The following is a 19,055-nucleotide window of genomic DNA, read 5'->3' as shown; positions in this document are numbered from 1 at the left end:
TGGCCGGGTCCGACGCAGGCTGGTGGCGAGGAGGAAGGTCATGAACACACTGGTCGTGCACGAGTCGCACTTCGGCAACACCCGCACGGTGGCCGAGGCGATCGCGGACGGGATCGCGGACGGGTTCGCGAGCGTGGAAGGGGCGGGCCACGAGGGCCGCGGGGAGGGCCGGGTGGAGGTCGTCGACGTGACCGAGGCGCCCGACCGGCTCGCCGCCGACGTCGACCTGCTCGTCGTCGGTGCGCCCACGCACGCGTTCTCGATGAGCCGAGCATCGACGCGGCGCGACGCGCGCACCCAGGGCGCCGACCCCGGCCACGAGGCCCGCGGCGTCCGCGAGTGGCTCGAGACCCTGACCCCCACCGGGGAGCCGCCCGACGTCGCCACCTTCGACACCCGCGTCACCACCGTCAGGAAGCTGCCCGGATCGGCCGCCCGCGCGGCCGGTCGCTCGGTGGCTCGCCACCACCTCGGGAAGGTCGTCGGCTCCGCCTCGTTCTTCGTCGAGGACTCCCACGGTCCGCTGGCCGACGGCGAGCTCGACCGTGCTCGGGACTGGGGCCGGGCCCTCGCGCGCCGGGAGGCGTGACGCTGTGGGTCATCTCACGGTCTGAGCGGGACCGCATACCCCCGGTTTGCCATCGACCGCCGGATGCTGGTGTGTTGGAGCGATGGCCACCGGAATCGAACACCCACGAGACCTGCCCACACCCGACGTCGTCGACGAGCCGCACCCGGCCCTCGACTCCGCGATCGGGTCCACTGTGCCTCGCGAGAGCGGCCTGGACAAGGTCGTCTTCGGCGTCACCGCACTCGTCAGCCTGGCGTTCCTCGCCTGGGGCTTCGTCAGCACCGGCAGCCTCGCCGACGCCTCGGCCAGCGGCCTGGCGTGGACGATGGAGAAGACCGGCTGGCTGTTCGTCCTGACGTCGAGCGCGTTCGTCGTGTTCGTCATCTGGCTCGCCCTCGGCAAGTTCGGCAACATCCCGCTCGGCCGTGACGACGAGGAGCCGGAGTTCCGCACGATCTCCTGGGTCGCGATGATGTTCAGCGCCGGCATGGGCATCGGCCTGATGTTCTACGGCGTCAGCGAGCCGATCACCCACTTCGTCACGCCGCCGCCAGGCACGGGTGAGCCGGGCAACGCCGAGGCCGCCCAGAACGCCATGGCGACGACGATGTTCCACTGGACGCTCCACCCGTGGGCGATCTACGCCGTCGTCGGCCTCGCCGTCGCGTACGGCGTCTACCGCAAGGGCCGGCTCCAGCTGATCAGCTCGGCCTTCGAGCCCCTCCTCGGTCGCCACGCGCACGGTGCCGGGGGCAAGGCGATCGACATGTTCGCCATCTTCGCGACCCTGTTCGGCTCGGCCACCTCGCTCGGCCTCGGCGCCCTCCAGATCGAGTCCGGCCTCCAGATCGTCACCGGGCTCGGCGACACCGGCAACGCCGTCCTCGTCGGCATCATCGCCGTCCTCACCGCCGCCTTCGTGCTCTCCGCCGTGTCCGGTGTGGCCAAGGGCATCCAGTGGCTGTCCAACATCAACATGGTCCTCGCCGTCGCGCTGGCCCTGTTCGTCTTCATCGTCGGCCCGACCGTGTTCATCCTGAACCTCCTGCCGACCTCGATCGGCAGCTACGTCGCCGACCTGCCGATGATGGCCGCGCGCACCGCCGCCGAGGGGTCCGAGGCCAGCGAGTGGCTCTCCGCCTGGACGGTCTTCTACTGGGCCTGGTGGCTCTCGTGGACGCCGTTCGTCGGCATGTTCATCGCCCGGATCTCCCGCGGCCGCACCATCCGGCAGTTCGTCACCGGCGTGCTGCTCGTCCCCAGCCTCGTGAGCGTCGTGTGGTTCTGCATCTTCGGCGGCGCCGCCATCGACCTGCAGAAGTCCGGCACCGACATCGCAGGTGCGGGCGGGCTGGAGAACCAGCTCTTCAGCACCCTCGAGGCCTACCCGCTCGCCACCGTGTCGAGCATCGTGGTGATGGTGCTGGTCGGCATCTTCTTCGTCTCCGGCGCCGACGCCGCCTCCATCGTGATGGGCTCGCTCTCCGAGCGCGGCACCATCCACCCGAGCCGGCCGACGGTCATCTTCTGGGGCGTCGCGACCGGTGCCGTCGCCGCCGTGATGCTCCTGGTCGGCGGTGCCGACGCCCTCAGCGGCCTGCAGACCATCACCGTCATCGCCGCGCTCCCGTTCGTGCTGATCATGATCGGCCTCGCCTTCGCGCTGGTGAAGGACCTCGCCACCGACCCGCTGGTCGTGCGCCGCAAGTACGCCCTCGAGGCCGTCGAGGCAGCCGTGATCACGGGTGTCACCGAGCACGGCGACGACTTCGTGCTGTCGGTGGAGAAGGACCCGGAGGCGAGCCGCAACTAGGGTCTGCCGCATGAGCACCCCCCTGCGCATCGGCTTCGTCACCGGCGCGACCCCCGACAAGTGGGCCCGCCACTGGCGTGACCGCCGGCGCGAGCCCCTGGAGCTCGTGCCGGTGACGGAGTCCGAGCAGGTCGACGGTGTGCGCGACGGCAGCCTCGACATGGCGCTCGTCCGCCTGCCGGTCGAGCGCGACGGACTGCACTGCGTACGCCTCTACGACGAGCTGCAGGTCGCGGTCGCCTCGCGCGAGCACGTCCTGGCCGCCGCCGACGAGGAGGTCACGACGGCCGACCTCGTCGACGAGCAGCTCGTACGTCCCCACGCCAGCGGCTGGACGCCGGACGCCGACCAGCTCGACTGGCCGCCGATGACGGAGCAGGAGGCGATCGAGACCGTCGCCGCGGGCACCGGCGTCGTGATCCTCCCCATGTCGATCGCCCGGCTGCACCAGCGCAAGGACGTCGTCACCCGCGTCGTCGCCGACCTCGAGCCGACCACCATCGCCCTCGTCTGGCGGGTGGACCGGGACGACGAGGTCACCCAGGCTTTCGTCGGGGTCACGAAGGGGCGTACGGCCAACACGTCGCGCTGACGGGCGACGCACCGGTCGGGCGCCGCGGTGCGCGACCGGTCTCTGGGTACGGGGCCGGTGTGGGCGGGACCGTCCCGGCCCGACGAGGAGACGACATGCGCATCGTGATCACAGGCGCCAGCGGGAACGTGGGGTCCGCCCTCCTGCGGAGACTGGCCGCCGACGGGGGGCACGAGCTCGTCGGTGTCGCCAGACGCCCACCCGGGGGCGGTGCGTCGTTCCCGGAGGTGGAGTGGGTCGCCGCCGACCTGACCGTCGACGACCCGACGACCCTGTTCGACGCCTGTCGCGGAGCCGACGCCGTCGTGCACCTCGCCTGGGGCTTCCAGCCCTCGCACCGGGAGGACCACCTGCGTGAGCTCGGCGTCGGCGGGACCAGGCGCGTCATCGAGGCCGTCGCGGCGGCGCGCGTGCCGCACCTCGTGCACATGTCGTCGGTGGGCGCCTACTCCCCCAAGCGCGACGACTCCCCCGTGGACGAGTCGTGGGCCACCGGCGGCGTCCGGACCTCGATGTACAGCCGCCACGAGGCCGCCGCGGAGCGGCTCCTCGACGAGATGGAGGACGAGTCCGAGGTGGTCGTCACGCGGATGCGTCCGGGAATCATCGGCCAGCGCAGTGCCGCCAGCGCCCTCCTGCGCTACGGGCTTCCCGCTCTGGTCCCGGCCGGGCTGCTGAGACACGTGCCGGTGCTGCCGATCGACGAGCGGCTCGTCATCCCGATGGTCCATGCCGACGACGTCGCCGACGCACTCGCCCGGGTGGTCGGGGCCCGGGCCCACGGTGCGTTCAACCTGGCCGCCGACCCACCGGTCACGGCGCAGGACGTGGCCGCGGCGCTGGACGCGCGCCTCGTCCACGTCCCGTCGGGGGCCGTGCGCGCCGCCGTGTCGGCGAGCTGGCACGCCCGGCTGCAACCGCTCGACCCCGGTTGGATCGACCTGGGGTACGCGGTGCCCCTCCTGGACACGACCCGGGCGCGGACCGAGCTCGGGTGGGAGCCCGTGGTCGACGGGACGGCCGTGCTGGCCGAGGTCCTCGACGGCATGCAGGACGCAGCGTCGTCCGACTCACCGGTCCTGAGGCCACGGACGGTCTGGAACGGCGCGCGTGCCGCACTTCGCAGAGGACCGGTCAGCAGCCGCCGGGAGACCTGAGACGACGGGGCGACTCAGCCGCGGTGCCTGCCCCGCCGGGAGTGCGGCGTCGCCATCACGGCTCGGACACGCTCGGTGTCGAGCTCCTCGCCGAGCCAGTCGAAGAGCCCGCGCAGCACCTCGGGGTCGGCCACGTAGTCGTCGTAGTGGACCCGGAAGACCGCGTCGCCCAGCCCCTCGGCGGCCGACAGCATCTTCGCCTCGATCCGCTGCACCTGGCCGAGGGGGTCGTCCTTGTGCGTCCAGTAGTTGCTGGCCGCGACGTCCTCGAGGTTGCGGGTGTTGAGCACGAACCGCGCCCCGGGGAAGACCTGGCGCAGGAACTCGAGGTAGTCCGGCAGGTCCTCGTCGTACCACCGGATCTCCTTGTAGCCCGTCACCCGCGTGTCCGGCTCGGGCCGCAGGAGCGTCGCCTCCGCGAGGTCGCGGATGCGGGCGAGGGAGACGTCCTCGGGGAAGGACTCGATGCCGAACCACGGGTGGGTCGGCTGCGAGGCGCGGGCGGGGTCGACGCGCGCCTTCTCCGCCAGGCCGCTGCGGTGGAAGTCGTAGAGGTGCCGCATCGCGTGGCGGTTCTCCCCGCGCAGCAGCCACCCGGGGATCGAGTTGAGGATGCCCATCAGCAGGGTCGAGCCCGACCTGCCGTACGTCATGACGAAGACGTGCCGACGCTCCATCAGGACGTCACCACGACCTGTCCAGCGGCCGGCCCTCGTGGAAGCCGGCAGCGGACTGGACCCCGACGAGTGCCCGCTCGTGGAGCTCGGCGAGGTCACGCGCGCCGGCATAGGTGCACGAGGAGCGCACGCCCGAGCAGATCTGGTCGATGAGGTCCTCCACCCCGGGGCGCTGCGGGTCGAGGTACATCCGCGAGGACGAGATGCCCTCCTCGTAGAGGCCCTTGCGAGCCCGGTCGTACGACGACTCGCCCGTGGTGCGGTTGGCGACTGCCCGTGCCGACGCCATGCCGAACGAGACCTTGAACGGACGTCCGTCGGCGTCGTGCATCAGGTCGCCGGGGGACTCGTGGGTGCCCGCGAACCACGAGCCGATCATCACCGAGGAGGCGCCTGCGGCCAGTGCGAGGGCGACGTCGCGTGGGTGGCGTACGCCGCCGTCGGCCCACACGTGCCTGCCGAGCTCGCGGGCCGCCGTCGCGCACTCCAGGACGGCGGAGAACTGGGGCCGGCCGACGCCGGTCATCATCCTGGTCGTGCACATCGCACCCGGTCCCACACCGACCTTGACGATGTCGGCGCCCGCCTCGATGAGCGTGCGGGTGCCTTCGGCGGACACGACGTTGCCCGCCGCGATCGGCACGGTGGGCGACAGGGCCCGTACGGCCTGCAGCGCCTGCACCATGCGGTCCTGGTGGCCGTGGGCGGTGTCCACGACGAGGCAGTCGACGCCGGCAGCGAGCAGCTCCGCGGCCCGGTCGGCGACCTCGCCGTTCACGCCGACGGCGGCCGCGATCCGCAGTCCCCCGGCAGCGTCCAGCGCAGGTCGGTAGAGCGTCGCGCGCAGGGCCCCGAGCCGGGTCAGCACCCCGACCAGCCTGCCCGCGTCGTCGACCGCGACGGCCAGCGGGGCCTTGGCGCGCTCGATGGCGTCGTAGACCTCGCGAGGGTCCGTCGCGGCCGTGACCGTGACGACGCCGCGGTTCATCACCGTCGCCACCTGCGCGAACCGGTCGACCTCCGCGCAGTCGCCCTCCGACACGACGCCGACCGGTCGGCCGTCCTGGACGACGACCGCGGCCCGGTGCGCGCGCTTGGGGATCAGCGACAGCGCCTCGGCGACGGTCTGGTCCGGACGCAGCTCGATCGGGGTGTCGAAGACGCGGTGGCGCTGCTTGACCCACGCGACCACGTCGGCGACGACGGGGAGCGGGATGTCCTGCGGGATGACCGTGATGCCGCCCCTGCGGGCCACGGTCTCCGCCATCCGCTTGCCGGCGATGGCCGTCATGTTGGCGACCACCAGCGGCAGCGTCGCGCCGGTGCCGTCGGAGGTGGCGAGGTCGACGTCGTAGCGGCTGGCGACTGCGGAGTGTCGCGGGACCATGAACACGTCGTCGTAGGTCAGGTCGTGACCGGGGTTCTCGTGGAGGAACTGCACTGGCGGGAGTCTACGCAGCCGGGCGCGGCAGCCTCCTCGGTCGCAGCCCGACGTCGGCGAGCTCGAGCTCGGCGAGGCGGCGTACGACCTCGGGGTCGCGTGCGCGCCACGCGCCCGCCGGGTCGTCGCTGACCCTCGCGAGCACCCGCATCGGCTGGTTGGCCAGCGCCCGGAGGGCGAACAGGTCGAGGTCCTCCTGCGCGTCGATGAACCTCGCGCCGGCGGTCGCCTCGCGGGCGAACCGCCAGCGGATCGGCAGGTGGATCGCGGCGACGATCAGGATCGGGATCAGCGCCACGGACAGGCCGAGCAGCAGTGCCAGCCGCTCCACCGCCTCCACCGTGTCGCGCCCGGCCGCGGCGATGCCCTCGGCGCCGGAGGCAGCCTTGTCGAAGGGCGATGCCAGCTCGTCGCCGACCAGGGGCGCCTCCCCCAGCCGGCCGCCGGCGTCGCGGAGCTGCTCGGCCATCGAGGTGGCCGACGCATCCGTCTGCCGCGCCGGCCCGGCGAGCTCGGTCGTGCCGTCGTGGACGGCCGTCCCGATCCACACCCACAGCACCAGCCAGGCCACGAAGAACAGGTCGGCGAGCACCTGACGGGTGCGGCGGGCGGGCGTGTCGGCGAAGAGCTTCATGCGGCCCACCCTGCCAGTCCGGGTCAGTCCTGCGCGGCTGCCGCCTCCTGCAGCGCGCGCCACGTGCGGTCGACGTCGGCCTCGGTCGTGCGCCAGCTGCCGACGGCGAGCCGGATGGCGGCGCGGCCCTCGACGGTCGTGTGCGACAGGTACGCCTCGCCGGACGCGTTGACCTCCTCCATGGCAGCCAGTGTCTGCTCGTCGCCGGCGGTGAGCCGGAACACGACCAGGGACAGCGACGGCTCGGTCACCATCTCGAAGCGGTCGTCGGCCGCGACCAGGTCCGCGACGTGCGCGGCGAGCTCGACGCCGCTGCGGATGTGCGCCCGCAGGCCCTCGAGGCCGTACGTCCGCAGCACGGCCCACAGCTTGATCGCTCGGAACCGCCGCCCGAGCTGCGGGTGCCAGTCGCGGTAGTCGACGACCTCGCCCGACTCGGAGGCGGCGTTGCGGAGGTACTCCGGCAGGATCGACAGCGCGCCGGTGAGCGCGGCGCGGTCGCGCACCCAGAAGGTGCTGCAGTCGAAGGTCGTCAGCAACCACTTGTGCGGGTTCGTGACGAACGAGTCGGCGGACTCGACCCCGGCGAGGTGGGCGCGGTGCTCGGGGCAGACCGCCGCGACGCCCGCCCAGGCGGCGTCGACGTGCACCCACGCCCCGTGCTCGCGAGCGATCCGTCCCGCACCCACGACGTCGTCCATCGCGCCGGTCGAGGTGGACCCGGCGGCGAGGTGGACCAGGACCGGCGTCAGGCCCAGCTCGACGTCGGCCTCGATCGCCGCCCGCAACGCGTCGAGGTCCATCGCCTGCGTCAGCGGGTCGACGCCGATCGCGCGCACCGCGTCCTCGCCGAGCCCCGCCATGATCGCGGCCTTCACCAGCGAGGAGTGCGCCTGGGTCGAGCCGTACACCCGCCAGCCGGCGTCGCCGAGACCGTGCCGGCGGACCTCTCCCCCGCTCGCCCGGTGCAGCGCGGCGAGCAGCGCGGTGAAGGTCGCCGTGGAGGCCGTGTCCTGGATGACCCCGCCGCCCGGGCCGTCGCTCCGGAAGTCCTCCGGCAGGCCCAGCGCCTCGGCGAACCAGTCGAGCACCACCTGCTCGACCTCCGTGACCGCCGGGCTGGTGGCCCAGATCATCCCCTGCGCGCCGATGCCGCTGGAGAGCAGGTCGCCGAGGATCGCGGCCGGTGAGGAGTTCGCCGGGAAGTAGGCGAAGAACCGGGGGTGCTGCCAGTGCGTCAGCCCGGGCACGACGACGCGGTCGAGGTCGGCGAGCACCGCGTCGAACGGCTCCCCGGCCTCCGGCGCCGACGCCGGCAGCTGGCGGCGTACGTCGCCGGGGGCCACCTGCGCGCGCACGGGCAGGTCGTCGAGCGAGGCCCAGTAGTCAGCGATCCAGTCGATCGCGGCATGGCCCTGCCGGCGGAACTCCTCGGGCGACATGTGGGCTGGCTGGTCTGGCATGCGCTGAACGTACTCGGCGAGGTCGAGCCCGCGTACTCAGACCGGACCGGGTAGGTCGGCGGCTGCCGGGCGGCTGCGCCGGGGCGAGGGTTGACCCATGGCCTCCACGACTCCCTCCAAGAACACCAACGCCTTCTTCCTGCAGGCCGGCATCTCGTTCGCCGTCGCGCTGCTGACCATGATCTTCGCGATCTTCTACCTCCCCGTCGACCCGTGGATCCGCGCCTTCCTCGGCCTCGGGACGATGTTCCTCACCACCTCGAGCTTCACCCTCGCCAAGTGCGTGCGCGACGCGCAGGAGGACAGCTACGTGGTGTCGCGGATCGACCAGGCCCGCGTCGACAAGATCCTCGCCGAGCACGACCCGTTCAAGTCCGTCTCCTGACACCGCAGACGATCGACGACGAAGCCCCTCCCGGTCCGCCGGGAGGGGCTTCGTCGTGCGCGGTCGTCGGCGGCGGCTACTTCAGCTCCGCGCTCGACAGCCCGAGGATCCGGCGGGCCACGATGAGCTGCTGGATCTGCTGGGTGCCCTCGAAGATGTCGAGGATCTTGGAGTCGCGCGCCCACTTCTCCAGCAGCTCGGCCTCGCTGTATCCGAGCGTGCCGCACAGCTGCACGCACGACAGCGTCACGTCGGAACCGACACGGCCGGCCTTCGCCTTGGCCATCGACGCCTCGAGGGAGTTGGGTAGGCGGTTGTCGGCCATCCAAGCCGCCTGCATCATCAGCAGCTTGGCTCCCTCCCAGTCGGCCTCGAGCCGCAGGAAGGTCGCCGCCGCGGCGGACTGCGCCTGGGCGGGCCGGTCGTAGTCGATGACCACGCCCGCCTGCTCGAGCAGGTCGCGGGTGAGGTCGAGCGAGGCGCGGGCGCACCCGACGGCCATCGCGGCGACCAGCGGCCGCGTGTTGTCGAAGGTCGCCATGGCACCGGCGAAGCCGGACTTGACGTCGATCTCCGGCGAGCCGAGCAGGTCCTCCGCCGGCACCCGGCAGTCGGTGAAGGTGATGACCGCGGTGTCGGACGCGCGGATGCCGAGCTTGTGCTCGAGCCGCTCGACCTTGAGCCCGGGGTTGTCCTTGCGGACCAGGAACGACTTGATCGCCGCCCGGCCCAGCTCCTTGTCGAGGGTCGCCCAGACCACGACGGAGTCCGCCCGCTCGCCGGAGGTGACGTAGATCTTCTCGCCGTTGATGACGTACTCGTCACCGTCCTTGACGGCGGTCGTGGTGATGTTGGCCGAGTCCGAGCCGGTGCCCGGCTCGGTGATGGCCATCGCCGCCCACGTGCCCTTGTAACGCTCGAGCTGCTCCTCGTTGGCCACCGAGGCGATGGCCGAGTTGCCCAGCCCCTGCCGCGGCATCGACAGCAGGAGCGCCGTGTCGCCCCAGCACATCTCGGCCACGGACAGCACGGACGCGAGGTTGGCGCCGTTCCTCACCTTGCCGGCGTCGGCACCCGCGTCGTCACGGCGTACGCCGCCCGCCCCGGCGCCGCCGGTCGCACCTGTCTCGGACACGCCGTCGATCAGCGCGGCGAGCATGTCGAGCTCCTTGGGGTACTCGTGCTCGGCGCGGTCGTACTTGCGCGAGATCGGGCGCAACATGTTCATCGCCAGCTGGTGCGCCTGGTCGGCGAGGCCCGCGTGCTTGCGGGGGGTCTCGAGGTTGATCATCAGACCATCACCACGCCTTCCATGACTCCGACGGCCCGCAGGTCGCGGTACCACCGTTCGACCGGGTGCTCCTTGACGAAGCCGTGGCCACCGAGCAGCTGGACGCCGTCGAGGCCGATGCGCATGCCCTTCTCGGTGCAGAGCTGGCGGGCCAGCCCGACCTCGCGGGCGAAGTCCTGGCCGCGGGTGGCGCGCGACGCGGCCTTCCAGGTGAGCAACCGCATCGCCTGCACCTCGATGGCGATGTCGGCGACCATGAACGCCACCGACTGACGGTGGCTGATCGGCTCGCCGAACGCCTCGCGCCCGTTGACGTAGTCCTTCACGTAGTCGAGGACGGCCTGCCCGGTGCCGACCGCCAGCGCGCACCACGCGAGCCGGGACAGTCGCACGCACTCGGCGTACGCCGCACCCCCGGTGTCGCCGAGGAGGGCGTCCGCGCCGACACGCACCCCGGAGAGGTGCAGCCGCGACAGGCCCGCGGCCCGGACGCCCATCGAGGGGTCGGCCTCCACCTCGAGACCGGCGGTCCCGGACTCGACGAGGAAGAGCGCCGGAGTCCCGTCGAGCATGGCCGCGACCACGAAGAGCTCGGCGTCGGCCCCGCGGACCACGGCGGACTTCATCCCGTCGAGGACGAAGCCGTCGCCGTCGCGCAGCGCCGTGGTCGACAGCGAGAACGGGTCGAAGAGGACGGTGGGCTCGGCGATCGTCAGGGCGGCGGCGGGGACGTCGGTGCCCGTGAAGGCCGGCAGGTAGGTCTGCTGCTGCGCCTCGGTGCCCCACAGGCCGATCGCCGTCGCGACCGCACCGGGGGCGAGGGTGGCGACGGCGAGCCCCATGTCACCGCGGGCGAGGGCCTCGGCGACGAGCGTGCCGGCCATCGCGGACCGCTCCTCCATGATGCCGCCGAGCTCGTCGGGCACCCCCAGGCCGGGGAGCCCCACCTCCTGGGCGGCCGCGAGGACCTCGTCGGGGGCAGCGCACGCCTCGTCGGCGGCGGCCGCCGCGGGCCGCAGGAGCTCGTCGGCGAGCTCGCGGACGACCTCGAGGAGCATGCTCTCGTCGTCGGTCGGGGTGAGGTCGAAGACGCCTCGGGACTCGGCGGTGACAGGCCGGGCGCCGGCCGTGCGCCGGCCGGCCCTCGCGAACTGGCGACCGGCGGCGGTCGCCACCCGGAAGCCGTTGCGTGTCGTCGAGTAGACGACCTGCTCGGTCTGCCTGCGCAGCCCGACACGGTCGATGAGGTCGCTCTGCGCCAGCCGGTTGACGGCGGCGACGGCGAGGCCGATGGGGTCGCGGGTCTCCCGGGAGGACAACCCGTGGCGCCCGCCCGGCCGGAGGCTGTTCATGATGGACATGGCGAAACTGTAACTCCGAGTTACACCTTTCGCCAGAGGGCCGCCCGTGGTGCCGGTCACCCATCGCCTCCTCGTTAGGATCGCCCGCATGCCAGACGACGAGACCCCTGAGCCTCACGCGCCGTACGGTCCCCTCCCCGAGGGTGGCACGGTTCGCGCGATCACGCGGTGGGGCACGCCCGTCATGCACCGTCCGCAGGCGGCGGTCACGTCCTACGACGACGCCCTGCGCTCGCTCGCCGCCGACATGGTCGCCACGATGTACGCCGCCGACGGCGTGGGTCTCGCTGCCTGCCAGGTCGGCGAGGACGTCGCGATGTTCGTCTTCGACTGCCCCGACGACGAGGGTGTCCGCACGGTCGGCGTCGTTTGCAACCCGGTCCTCACCCTCCCCGAGGGCAAGGACCGCCACCTCGACAGCGACGACGAGGGCTGCCTGTCCTACCCCGGCTCGTTCGAGCCCTGCGCCCGACCGGACTGGGCCCGCGTCGACGGCACCGGGATCGACGGGGAGCCGGTCACCTTCGAGGGCAGCGGCCTGCTGGCCCGGTGCCTGCAGCACGAGACCGACCACACCCTCGGCACGGTCTTCGGCGACCGGCTCTCGGCGAAGTCGCGCAAGAAGCTCGGCAAGAAGCACGACGCCGCTGCGGACGACTACCCGCCGACCTGGCCCGCCGAGAGCGCCTGAGCCGTGGCCGATCTCCGCATCACCCGCGAGAACGCGCGCTTCCAGCAGTGGGAGGCGCTGCTGACCAACCGTTCCAAGCGCCACCGCAACCGCGAGTTCCTCGTCCAGGGCGTACGCCCCATCTCGCGCGCCGTCGAGGAGGGCTGGACCGTGCGTGCCCTCCTGCGCGCCGAGGGCCCGACATCGGAGTGGGCCGACGGCCTGTGGAGCACCACCGACGCGGAGCGGGTGACCCTCTCCCCCGAGCTGCACGCGCGGCTCAGCGGCAAGGAGGACGGCGCCGAGCTCGTCGCCGTCGTGGAGATGCCGGAGGACGGGGTGGAGCGGCTGGGGGACTCCACGCGGCCGCACGGACCGATCGTCGTCCTCGACCGGCCGACCAGCCCCGGCAACATCGGCACGCTCGCCCGCTCCGCGGACGCGTTCGGTGCCTCGGCCCTCGTCGTGACCGGCCACGCGGCCGACCCCTACGACCCGCGGGCGGTACGGGCGAGCACGGGCTCGCTCTTCGCGCTCACCGTGCTCCGGGTGCCCGGTCCCGGCCCGGTCGTGGAGTACGCCCACGCGCACGGTCACCGCATCGTGGGCACCGACGAGGAGGGCAGCGTCCTGTCGTCCGTCGACCTGCGCGGGCGGCTGCTCGTGGTCGTCGGCAACGAGACGACCGGCCTGTCCTCGGGCTGGCGGGCTGCGTGCGACGAGATCGCGTCGATCCCCATGGTCGGCACGGCGTCGTCGCTCAACGCCGCCGTCGCGGGATCCATCGTGCTCCACGAGGCACTGCGGCAGCGGGGCTGACGAGCGCCGTCAGCGGCGCGCCGCGGCGTAGCAGGCCACCGCGCTGGCGGCCGCCACGTTGAGCGAGTCGATCCCGGCGGCCATCGGGATCACCGCGCGCCGGTCCGCCGACGCCTCCCACCGAGCCGACAGGCCGTGGCCCTCCGACCCCAGCACGAGGGCGAGCCGGTCCACCCCCGCGACCGCCTCCTCGATCGGCACCGAGTCCGGACCCAGCGTCAGCGCGACCGTGGTGAAGCCGCGCCGGGACAGGTCGGGCAGCGCGTCGTACCAGTCGGGCAACCGGGTCCACGGCGTGGAGAACACGGCGCCCATGCCGACCTTGATCGAGCGCCGGTAGAGCGGGTCGGCGCACCGCGGGGCGAGCAGCACCGCGTCGAAGCCGAGCGCCGCGCCCGAGCGGAAGACGGCGCCCACGTTGGTGTGGTCGACGAGGTCCTCCAGGACGAGCACCGACCGGGCGCCCTCGAGCACGGCGGTGAGGTCCGGCAGCGGCCGGCGGCGCAGGGACGCGAGGGCGCCGCGGTGCACGTGGAAGCCCGTCACCTCCTCGATCAACGCCTCGGGCAGGACGTAGACCGGAGCGGCGCCCGCGTCGAGCACGTCGGCGAGGCCGTCGAGCCAGCGAGGCGCCATCAGGAACGACCGGGCCTCGTAGCCCGCCTCGACGGCGCGCCGCACGACCTTCTCGCCCTCGGCGAGGAAGAGACCGTGCTCGGCCTCGAGGTGCTTGCGGAGCTCGACGTCTCGCAGGTCGCGGTAGTCGGCGAGACGAGGGTCCTCGGGGTCGGCGACCTCGACGAGGTCAGCCACGCCCCTGCCCACGATCTGCCTGCCCGCGATCCGGATAGTGGGCCGGGCGGGCCACGGCGACCACCTCGCCGATCACGATGATCGCGGGCGGCACCACCCGGTGGGCGGCGAGGTCGGCGGCCAGCGAGCCGAGGGTGGTGAGGACGGTGCGCTCGGTGGGCATGGTGCCGTCGACGATCACCGCGACGGGCGTGTCGGCGGACCGGCCGCCGGCGAGGAGCGCGTCCGCGATGGCGGGTGCGTTGTCGACGGCCATCAGCAGCACCAGGGTGCCGCGCAGCCCGGCGACGGCGTCCCACGCGACCAGCGACTCGGGGTGGCCGGGCGGCAGGTGACCGGAGATGACGGTGAACTCGTGCGCCACGCCGCGGTGGGTCACCGGGATGCCGGCCCGGGCCGGGACCGCGATGGCCGAGCTGAGGCCGGGGACGACGGTGACCGGCACGTCGGCGGCGGCGCAGGCGAGCAGCTCCTCGAAGCCGCGGCCGAACACGAAGTTGTCGCCACCCTTGAACCGCACCACGCGCTTGCCGGCCCGGGCGCGGTCGACGATCACCTCGTTGATGTGCTCCTGCGTGGCCGAGCGCCCGCGCGGCAGCTTGGCGACGTCGATCAGCTCGACGTGCGGGCCCAGCTCGTGGAGCAGCTCGCGCGGGGCCAGGCGGTCGGCGACCACCACGTCCGCGGTGGCGAGCGCGTGGCGGGCGGCGACCGTCACCAGCTCGGGCTCGCCCGGACCTCCGCCCACGAGGACGACCCCGGGGCTCCGGTCGAGGGCGTCGGAGGCCGCCAGGTGCCCGTCGCGCAGGGCGGTGACGATGTCGTCGCGCAGCGCGGCCGACTTCTTCGGCTCGCGGTTGCCCAGCACCCCGACCGTGAGGCTGCCGTGGTGGCCGACGGCCGGCGTCCACGCCGTGCCGCCGAGCGCGTCGTCGGCTCGCACGCAGAAGGTGTGCCGCTGCTCGGCGGCCGCGACCACGCGCGCGTTGACGTCCGGGTCGTCGGTGGCGGCGACGACGTACCAGGCGCCGTCGAGGTCGGACTCGGTGAAGTCGCGCAGCACGAGGGTCAGCTCGCCGGCCAGGCCCTCGATCGCCGGGGTGACCTCGGGGCTCACCACCGTCACGTCGCCGCCGGAGGCGATGAGGGCAGGCACCCGTCGCTGCGCCACGTGGCCGCCGCCGACGACGACGACCCGGCGGCCGGTGAGGACCAGTCCGGCGAGGTACGGATGGGGGTCGGCACCGGTGTCGGTCATTGCCCCATTGTCTCTGGCCGACGTCACGGGGCGGTGGCTAGGTTCGAGGAATGAGCATCGAACGCCCCGTGGCCCCCAACCCGTACGACTACCTGCCGCCGACCGCGTCCTTCACCGTGACGAGCGAGGACGTGACCGACGGTGCCCCGTTGAAGGACGACCAGGTGGCCGCCCTCGGCAACACCTCGCCCCAGCTGAGCTGGTCGGGCGCGCCCGAGGGGACCCGGTCCTACGTCGTGACCTGCTTCGACCCCGACGCCCCCACGCCCAGCGGCTTCTGGCACTGGTGCCTGGTCGACATCCCGGCCGACGTCACCTCCCTCGACACCGGTGCGGCCGCCGGCGACCTCCCCGGTGGGGCGTTCCACGTCCGCAACGACGGCGGCGAGGCCGGGTTCATGGGCGCCGCTCCCCCCGAGGGCGACCAGCCGCACCGCTACTTCTTCGTCGTCCACGCCGTGAAGGACGACTCGCTGGGCGTCGACGCGGACGCGTCCAACGCCGTCGTCTCGTTCAACCTCGCGTTCAAGACCCTGGGTCGCGCCATCCTCCACGGCACGTACCAGCACTGACGGTCCGGCGGCCGCAGCCGCCCACGTCACATCAATCACACCAGTCTCACCAGACACATCAACCTCAGGAGACTCGTGGTCAGGGCCGACAGGTCCAGACCACGGGTCTCCTTTTTCGTCGTTTGCGTCATGAAGAAACGGTCAAGGCGTTTTGATCTGTGACGACCGGTTTTCTCAGGTCTACCCCTGAAACTTGACGCTGCACCGGGATGTCGCCGGTCACTTCCCGTGAAACCTCGACATGAATCACGCGCAGTGCGTATCTTCAACCCCGAATCTCCCAAGATTTCGTCAAGATCCCCGCTCCCCCGAAACCGCGGATCTGCTCTGGAGGACCACCGTGCAGCACGCCCGATTCATCTCGCGCTTCGCGGCCATCGGCATGGCCGCCGCCGTCGTGTGCGGCGTCCCCGCCGCCGCCGAGGCCAAGACCTGGTCGGTGCCCCGCGCCGTCTCCGCGACCGACCCCGCCGACCTGACCAACAGCGAGCTCGAGGACGCGCTCATGGTCCGGATCAACCAGGCGCGCGCGTCCAACGGCCTGCGCAAGATCTGGAACTTCGACGTCTGCACCGACAAGCTCGCCGAGCAGTGGGGCGAGCGCATCGCGCGCACCGGCCTCTTCGAGCACCGCGACCAGGGCGAGGTCATCCGCAGGTGCAACAAGTCCTGGGCCGGCGAGACGCTGGTGCGGGGCACCGGACTGAGCCCGGAGGAGATGGTCCAGCTGTGGCTCGACTCCCCCGGCCACCGCGAGATCCTGCTGAGCCCCCGTGCACGCCGCGCGGGCGTCGCCATCACCGACGACGGCCAGGGCCGCACCATCGGCGTCGTCAACCTGGTGCGCCACAACTGACGTGCACCTGAGGCCCCGCGTGTGAGACGATCCCCGGCCCCCTCGTGGGTGGGCCGGGGATCGAACTCGTCGAAGGGGGCTGTGCGATGCGGGGCGGGGGGATGCTGCACGTCGCCGTCGCGACCCGCGCCTTCCGCCGCTACTCCACCTACCGGGCCGCCACCCTCGCCGGGATCTTCACCAACTCGGTCTTCGGGATCATCTACTCCTACGCCTACATCGCGCTGTGGGACGCCAACCCCACGGCCGGGGGCTACGACCAGCAGGACGCCGTGACGTACGTCTGGCTCGGCCAGGCCCTCCTCATGACGATCGCGCTGTGGGGCGGCGGCACCACCGACGACCTGGCGGAGCGGATCCGCACCGGCGACATCGCCATCGACCTCTACCGACCAGTCGGCCTCGTGGGGTGGTACCTCGCCAGCGACCTCGGCCGCGCGGCGTACCACCTCCTCACCCGCGGCCTCGGGCCGACGCTCATCGGGGTCGTCGTGTTCGACATCGCCCTGCCCTCCACGGTCGTCGCGGGGCTCGCCTTCGCGGTCTCGCTGGTGCTCGCGGTGGTGGTGAGCTTCGCGATCCGCTTCCTGGTGGCGAGCACCGCCTTCTGGCTGCTCGACCAGTCGGGGGTCAAGGTGATGAGCGGCGCGTTCGCGATCTTCTTCAGCGGCATGATGCTGCCGCTCGTGCTCTTCCCCGGCTGGCTCGGCACGGTCGCCAACGCCCTGCCCTGGGCGTCCTACGTGCAGGTGCCCGCGGACATCTGGCTCGGCAAGCACACCGGCACCGACCTCGTGGCCGCACTCGGCTTCCAGGTCATGTGGGCGGTCGTGCTGCTCGCCGCCTGCCAGGGCGTGCTGCGCCTGGCGACCCGCAAGGTGGTGGTCCAGGGTGGCTAGCCCGGAGCCGGCACAGCACCTGCGCACGTACGCCCAGATCGCGTGGCTCTGGATCCGGGCCGCCTGGCAGTACCCGACGTCCTTCGTGCTGCTGGCCGTCGGCAACGGACTGATCACCGGCCTCGACTTCGTCGGCCTGTGGATCATGTTCGCGCACCTCGACGACCTTGCGGGATTCACGCTCCACGAGGTCGCCCTGCTCTACGGCAGCGCCTCGCTGGCGCTCGCGGTCGCCGACACGGCCATCGGCAGCGTCGAGCGGATCGGCACCTACATCCGCACCGGGCGCCTCGACCAGATGATGACCAAGCCGGTGCCGCTGCTCGTGCAGGTGTGCGCCGACCAGTTCACGCTGCGTCGCCTCGGCCGGCTGACCCAGGCTACGGTCGTGTTCGGCTGGGCGTGCACCTACGTCGACTGGACCCCGCTGCGCGTGCTGGTCGCCGTCTCGATGCTCGTCAGCGGCGCGATGGTCTTCTTCGGGCTGTTCGTCGGCTTCTCGTGCGTCCAGTTCTGGACGACCGACGCCACGGAGTTCGCCAACGCGTTCACCTACGGCGGGGCGACGGTCACGCAGTACCCGCTCAACATCTTCCCGCGCGAGGTGATGGTCGGGCTGACCTTCGTCATCCCGGTCGCGTTCGTCAACTGGTACCCCTGCCTCCACCTCCTCGGTCGCACCGATCCGTACGGGACGCCGGAGGCCTTCCAGTTCGCCTCGCCGCTGGCGGGGGTCCTCACCATGGCCGCGGCCCTCCTCGTCTGGCGCACCGGAGTGCGCCACTACACCTCCACCGGGAGCTGACATGACCCCGCACCAGCCGCTCATCGACGTGCAGGACCTCGGGCGCAGCTTCGACGTACGCCGCAAGGTCGAGGGCCGCCGGCGCCGCTCGCGGGAGTCCGTCGTCGCGGTGCACGACCTCACCTTCTCTGTGGATGCCGGCGAGATGGTGGGCTACATCGGCCCCAACGGCGCCGGGAAGTCGACCACCATCAAGATGCTCACGGGCATCCTCGTGCCCACCGAGGGCGGGGTGCGGGTGGCCGGCCTGGACCCGAGCCGTGACCGGGTCGAGCTGGCGCGGCGCATCGGCGTCGTCTTCGGGCAGCGCTCCACCCTGTGGTGGGACCTCCCGCTGCGCGACTCCTACGACCTGCTGCAGAAGATGTACCGCATCGAGCCGGCTCGCTACCGCCAGAACCTGGCGCGCTTCGTGGAGCTGCTCGACCTCGGCGACCAGCTCGACACCCCGGTGCGCCAGCTCAGCCTCGGGCAGCGGATGCGCGGGGACATCACCGCCGCCCTCCTCCACGACCCCGAGGTGCTCTACCTCGACGAGCCGACGATCGGCCTCGACGTGGTGAGCAAGGGCCGCCTGCGCGAGTTCCTCCGAGCGCTCAACGCCGAGCGCGGAACGACGCTGCTGCTGACCACGCACGACCTCCAGGACATCGAGGCGCTGTGCGACCGGGTGATCGTCATCGACCACGGCACGAGCGTGTACGACGGATCGCTGGCGGGCCTGCACGCCCAGGGCGGGTCCACGCGGACCCTGGTGGTCGACCTCGTCGACGAGGCACCGCCCGTGGAGGTGCCCGGCGCCACGGTGCGCCGGGTCGAGGGCCCGCGCCAGTGGCTGTCGTTCCCCGCCGACGCGAGCGCCGCACCGATCGTGGCCGCAGTCGCCGCGGCGTACGACGTCGCCGACCTCTCCATCCAGGAGCCGGACATCGAGGACGTCATCCGCGAGCTGTACTCGCGGGGCGCCTGACGCGTCGT

Annotated in this window: 20 protein-coding genes; 12 read left to right on the top strand and 8 right to left on the bottom strand. The window is 72.3% G+C overall.

All coding sequences use genetic code 11. The annotated features are described in order from the left end of the window. The first annotated feature begins 40 nt into the window (after positions 1-40). The 4 genes from IEZ24_RS13850 (at position 41) to IEZ24_RS13835 (ending at position 4,133) form a co-directional block, all read left to right on the top strand. Entirely contained in the window at positions 41-589 is a 549-nt protein-coding gene (locus IEZ24_RS13850) for a flavodoxin family protein (RefSeq protein WP_129454348.1), read from the top strand. 82 nt (positions 590-671) lie between these two features. Beyond that, positions 672-2,384 carry a BCCT family transporter gene (locus tag IEZ24_RS13845; protein WP_129454349.1) on the top strand — a complete coding sequence of 571 codons (1,713 nt, stop codon included), beginning with the start codon at positions 672-674 and terminating at the stop codon, positions 2,382-2,384. Positions 2,385-2,394: 10 nt separating this feature from the next. Then, positions 2,395-2,976, top strand: a complete 582-nt coding sequence (locus IEZ24_RS13840) for a LysR family substrate-binding domain-containing protein (protein ID WP_129454351.1) — start codon at positions 2,395-2,397, stop codon at positions 2,974-2,976. Positions 2,977-3,071: 95 nt separating this feature from the next. Next, positions 3,072-4,133 (top strand): NAD-dependent epimerase/dehydratase family protein, encoded by a 1,062-nt coding sequence (locus IEZ24_RS13835; RefSeq protein WP_129454352.1) that lies wholly within the window; start codon positions 3,072-3,074, stop codon positions 4,131-4,133. A 14-nt stretch (positions 4,134-4,147) separates the two neighbouring features. On the opposite strand, the gene IEZ24_RS13830 is transcribed toward IEZ24_RS13835, so the two are convergent. From IEZ24_RS13830 to IEZ24_RS13815, 4 genes are read right to left on the bottom strand one after another with little or no spacing between them, the layout of a single operon-like run. Continuing rightward, complete coding sequence (locus IEZ24_RS13830) at positions 4,148-4,810, bottom strand: sulfotransferase family protein (protein WP_165356036.1); 663 nt, start codon at positions 4,808-4,810, stop codon at positions 4,148-4,150. Positions 4,811-4,817: 7 nt separating this feature from the next. Continuing rightward, on the bottom strand, positions 4,818-6,251 hold the full coding sequence (locus IEZ24_RS13825) for a GuaB1 family IMP dehydrogenase-related protein (RefSeq protein ID WP_129454355.1): 1,434 nt from the start codon (positions 6,249-6,251) through the stop codon (positions 4,818-4,820). A gap of 10 nt (positions 6,252-6,261) precedes the next feature. Continuing rightward, positions 6,262-6,885: a hypothetical protein gene (locus IEZ24_RS13820; protein ID WP_129454356.1), complete on the bottom strand. Its 624-nt coding sequence runs from the start codon at positions 6,883-6,885 to the stop codon at positions 6,262-6,264. Between the two features lie 23 nt (positions 6,886-6,908). Beyond that, positions 6,909-8,348: a pyridoxal phosphate-dependent decarboxylase family protein gene (locus IEZ24_RS13815; protein ID WP_207206758.1), complete on the bottom strand. Its 1,440-nt coding sequence runs from the start codon at positions 8,346-8,348 to the stop codon at positions 6,909-6,911. Positions 8,349-8,445: 97 nt separating this feature from the next. Here IEZ24_RS13815 and IEZ24_RS13810 point away from each other — a divergent pair, with 97 nt between their 5' ends. Continuing rightward, positions 8,446-8,733, top strand: coding sequence for a YiaA/YiaB family inner membrane protein (locus IEZ24_RS13810; protein WP_129454357.1), 288 nt, complete (start codon positions 8,446-8,448; stop codon positions 8,731-8,733). 76 nt (positions 8,734-8,809) lie between these two features. On the opposite strand, the gene IEZ24_RS13805 is transcribed toward IEZ24_RS13810, so the two are convergent. Both IEZ24_RS13805 and IEZ24_RS13800 read right to left on the bottom strand, forming a co-directional pair. Further along, complete coding sequence (locus IEZ24_RS13805; protein WP_129454358.1) at positions 8,810-10,024, bottom strand: acyl-CoA dehydrogenase family protein; 1,215 nt, start codon at positions 10,022-10,024, stop codon at positions 8,810-8,812. Further along, the gene (locus IEZ24_RS13800) at positions 10,024-11,385 is read right to left on the bottom strand and encodes an acyl-CoA dehydrogenase family protein (RefSeq protein WP_129454360.1); all 1,362 of its coding nucleotides are present in this window, start codon (positions 11,383-11,385) and stop codon (positions 10,024-10,026) included. Before IEZ24_RS13800 ends, IEZ24_RS13805 begins: the two co-directional genes overlap by 1 nt. An 88-nt stretch (positions 11,386-11,473) precedes the next feature. On the opposite strand from IEZ24_RS13800, the gene def reads away from it, so the two are divergent. After that, a complete protein-coding gene (gene def, locus IEZ24_RS13795; protein WP_129454361.1) occupies positions 11,474-12,076 on the top strand; it encodes a peptide deformylase in 603 nt (200 codons plus the stop codon). A gap of 3 nt (positions 12,077-12,079) precedes the next feature. Next, complete coding sequence (locus IEZ24_RS13790) at positions 12,080-12,874, top strand: TrmH family RNA methyltransferase (RefSeq protein WP_129454362.1); 795 nt, start codon at positions 12,080-12,082, stop codon at positions 12,872-12,874. A gap of 9 nt (positions 12,875-12,883) precedes the next feature. On the opposite strand, the gene IEZ24_RS13785 is transcribed toward IEZ24_RS13790, so the two are convergent. Further along, the gene (locus IEZ24_RS13785; RefSeq protein WP_129454364.1) at positions 12,884-13,687 is read right to left on the bottom strand and encodes a TrmH family RNA methyltransferase; all 804 of its coding nucleotides are present in this window, start codon (positions 13,685-13,687) and stop codon (positions 12,884-12,886) included. Beyond that, entirely contained in the window at positions 13,680-14,945 is a 1,266-nt protein-coding gene (gene cobA, locus IEZ24_RS13780; RefSeq protein WP_129454365.1) for a uroporphyrinogen-III C-methyltransferase, read from the bottom strand. The genes IEZ24_RS13785 and cobA overlap by 8 nt, the downstream gene beginning before the upstream one ends. Positions 14,946-14,995: 50 nt before the next feature. On the opposite strand from cobA, the gene IEZ24_RS13775 reads away from it, so the two are divergent. From IEZ24_RS13775 to IEZ24_RS13755, 5 genes are all read left to right on the top strand, one after another. Then, positions 14,996-15,517: a YbhB/YbcL family Raf kinase inhibitor-like protein gene (locus tag IEZ24_RS13775; protein ID WP_129454367.1), complete on the top strand. Its 522-nt coding sequence runs from the start codon at positions 14,996-14,998 to the stop codon at positions 15,515-15,517. A 340-nt stretch (positions 15,518-15,857) separates the two neighbouring features. Next, the gene (locus IEZ24_RS13770; RefSeq protein ID WP_129454368.1) at positions 15,858-16,373 is read left to right on the top strand and encodes a CAP domain-containing protein; all 516 of its coding nucleotides are present in this window, start codon (positions 15,858-15,860) and stop codon (positions 16,371-16,373) included. Between the two features lie 86 nt (positions 16,374-16,459). Next, positions 16,460-17,272, top strand: coding sequence for an ABC transporter permease (locus IEZ24_RS13765; protein WP_224745307.1), 813 nt, complete (start codon positions 16,460-16,462; stop codon positions 17,270-17,272). Beyond that, positions 17,265-18,077 (top strand): ABC transporter permease, encoded by an 813-nt coding sequence (locus IEZ24_RS13760; protein WP_129454369.1) that lies wholly within the window; start codon positions 17,265-17,267, stop codon positions 18,075-18,077. Before IEZ24_RS13765 ends, IEZ24_RS13760 begins: the two co-directional genes overlap by 8 nt. Position 18,078: 1 nt before the next feature. Then, positions 18,079-19,047, top strand: a complete 969-nt coding sequence (locus tag IEZ24_RS13755) for an ABC transporter ATP-binding protein (protein WP_129454371.1) — start codon at positions 18,079-18,081, stop codon at positions 19,045-19,047. The last annotated feature ends 8 nt before the right edge of the window (positions 19,048-19,055 follow it).

The organism is Nocardioides ganghwensis (assembly GCF_014779655.1).
Classification (GTDB): domain Bacteria; phylum Actinomycetota; class Actinomycetes; order Propionibacteriales; family Nocardioidaceae; genus Nocardioides; species Nocardioides ganghwensis.
This window is presented reverse-complemented; position numbering and strand designations above follow the sequence as displayed.

Coding starts and splice junctions, on each gene's coding strand:
- IEZ24_RS13850 (WP_129454348.1), top strand. CDS start 41: ATGAACACACTGGTCGTGCACGAGTCGCACTTCGGCAACACCCGCACG.
- IEZ24_RS13845 (WP_129454349.1), top strand. CDS start 672: ATGGCCACCGGAATCGAACACCCACGAGACCTGCCCACACCCGACGTC.
- IEZ24_RS13840 (WP_129454351.1), top strand. CDS start 2,395: ATGAGCACCCCCCTGCGCATCGGCTTCGTCACCGGCGCGACCCCCGAC.
- IEZ24_RS13835 (WP_129454352.1), top strand. CDS start 3,072: ATGCGCATCGTGATCACAGGCGCCAGCGGGAACGTGGGGTCCGCCCTC.
- IEZ24_RS13830 (WP_165356036.1), bottom strand. CDS start 4,810: ATGGAGCGTCGGCACGTCTTCGTCATGACGTACGGCAGGTCGGGCTCG.
- IEZ24_RS13820 (WP_129454356.1), bottom strand. CDS start 6,885: ATGAAGCTCTTCGCCGACACGCCCGCCCGCCGCACCCGTCAGGTGCTC.
- IEZ24_RS13815 (WP_207206758.1), bottom strand. CDS start 8,348: ATGCCAGACCAGCCAGCCCACATGTCGCCCGAGGAGTTCCGCCGGCAG.
- IEZ24_RS13810 (WP_129454357.1), top strand. CDS start 8,446: ATGGCCTCCACGACTCCCTCCAAGAACACCAACGCCTTCTTCCTGCAG.
- IEZ24_RS13805 (WP_129454358.1), bottom strand. CDS start 10,024: ATGATCAACCTCGAGACCCCCCGCAAGCACGCGGGCCTCGCCGACCAG.
- IEZ24_RS13800 (WP_129454360.1), bottom strand. CDS start 11,385: ATGTCCATCATGAACAGCCTCCGGCCGGGCGGGCGCCACGGGTTGTCC.
- def (WP_129454361.1), top strand. CDS start 11,474: ATGCCAGACGACGAGACCCCTGAGCCTCACGCGCCGTACGGTCCCCTC.
- cobA (WP_129454365.1), bottom strand. CDS start 14,945: ATGACCGACACCGGTGCCGACCCCCATCCGTACCTCGCCGGACTGGTC.
- IEZ24_RS13775 (WP_129454367.1), top strand. CDS start 14,996: ATGAGCATCGAACGCCCCGTGGCCCCCAACCCGTACGACTACCTGCCG.
- IEZ24_RS13765 (WP_224745307.1), top strand. CDS start 16,460: ATGCGGGGCGGGGGGATGCTGCACGTCGCCGTCGCGACCCGCGCCTTC.
- IEZ24_RS13755 (WP_129454371.1), top strand. CDS start 18,079: ATGACCCCGCACCAGCCGCTCATCGACGTGCAGGACCTCGGGCGCAGC.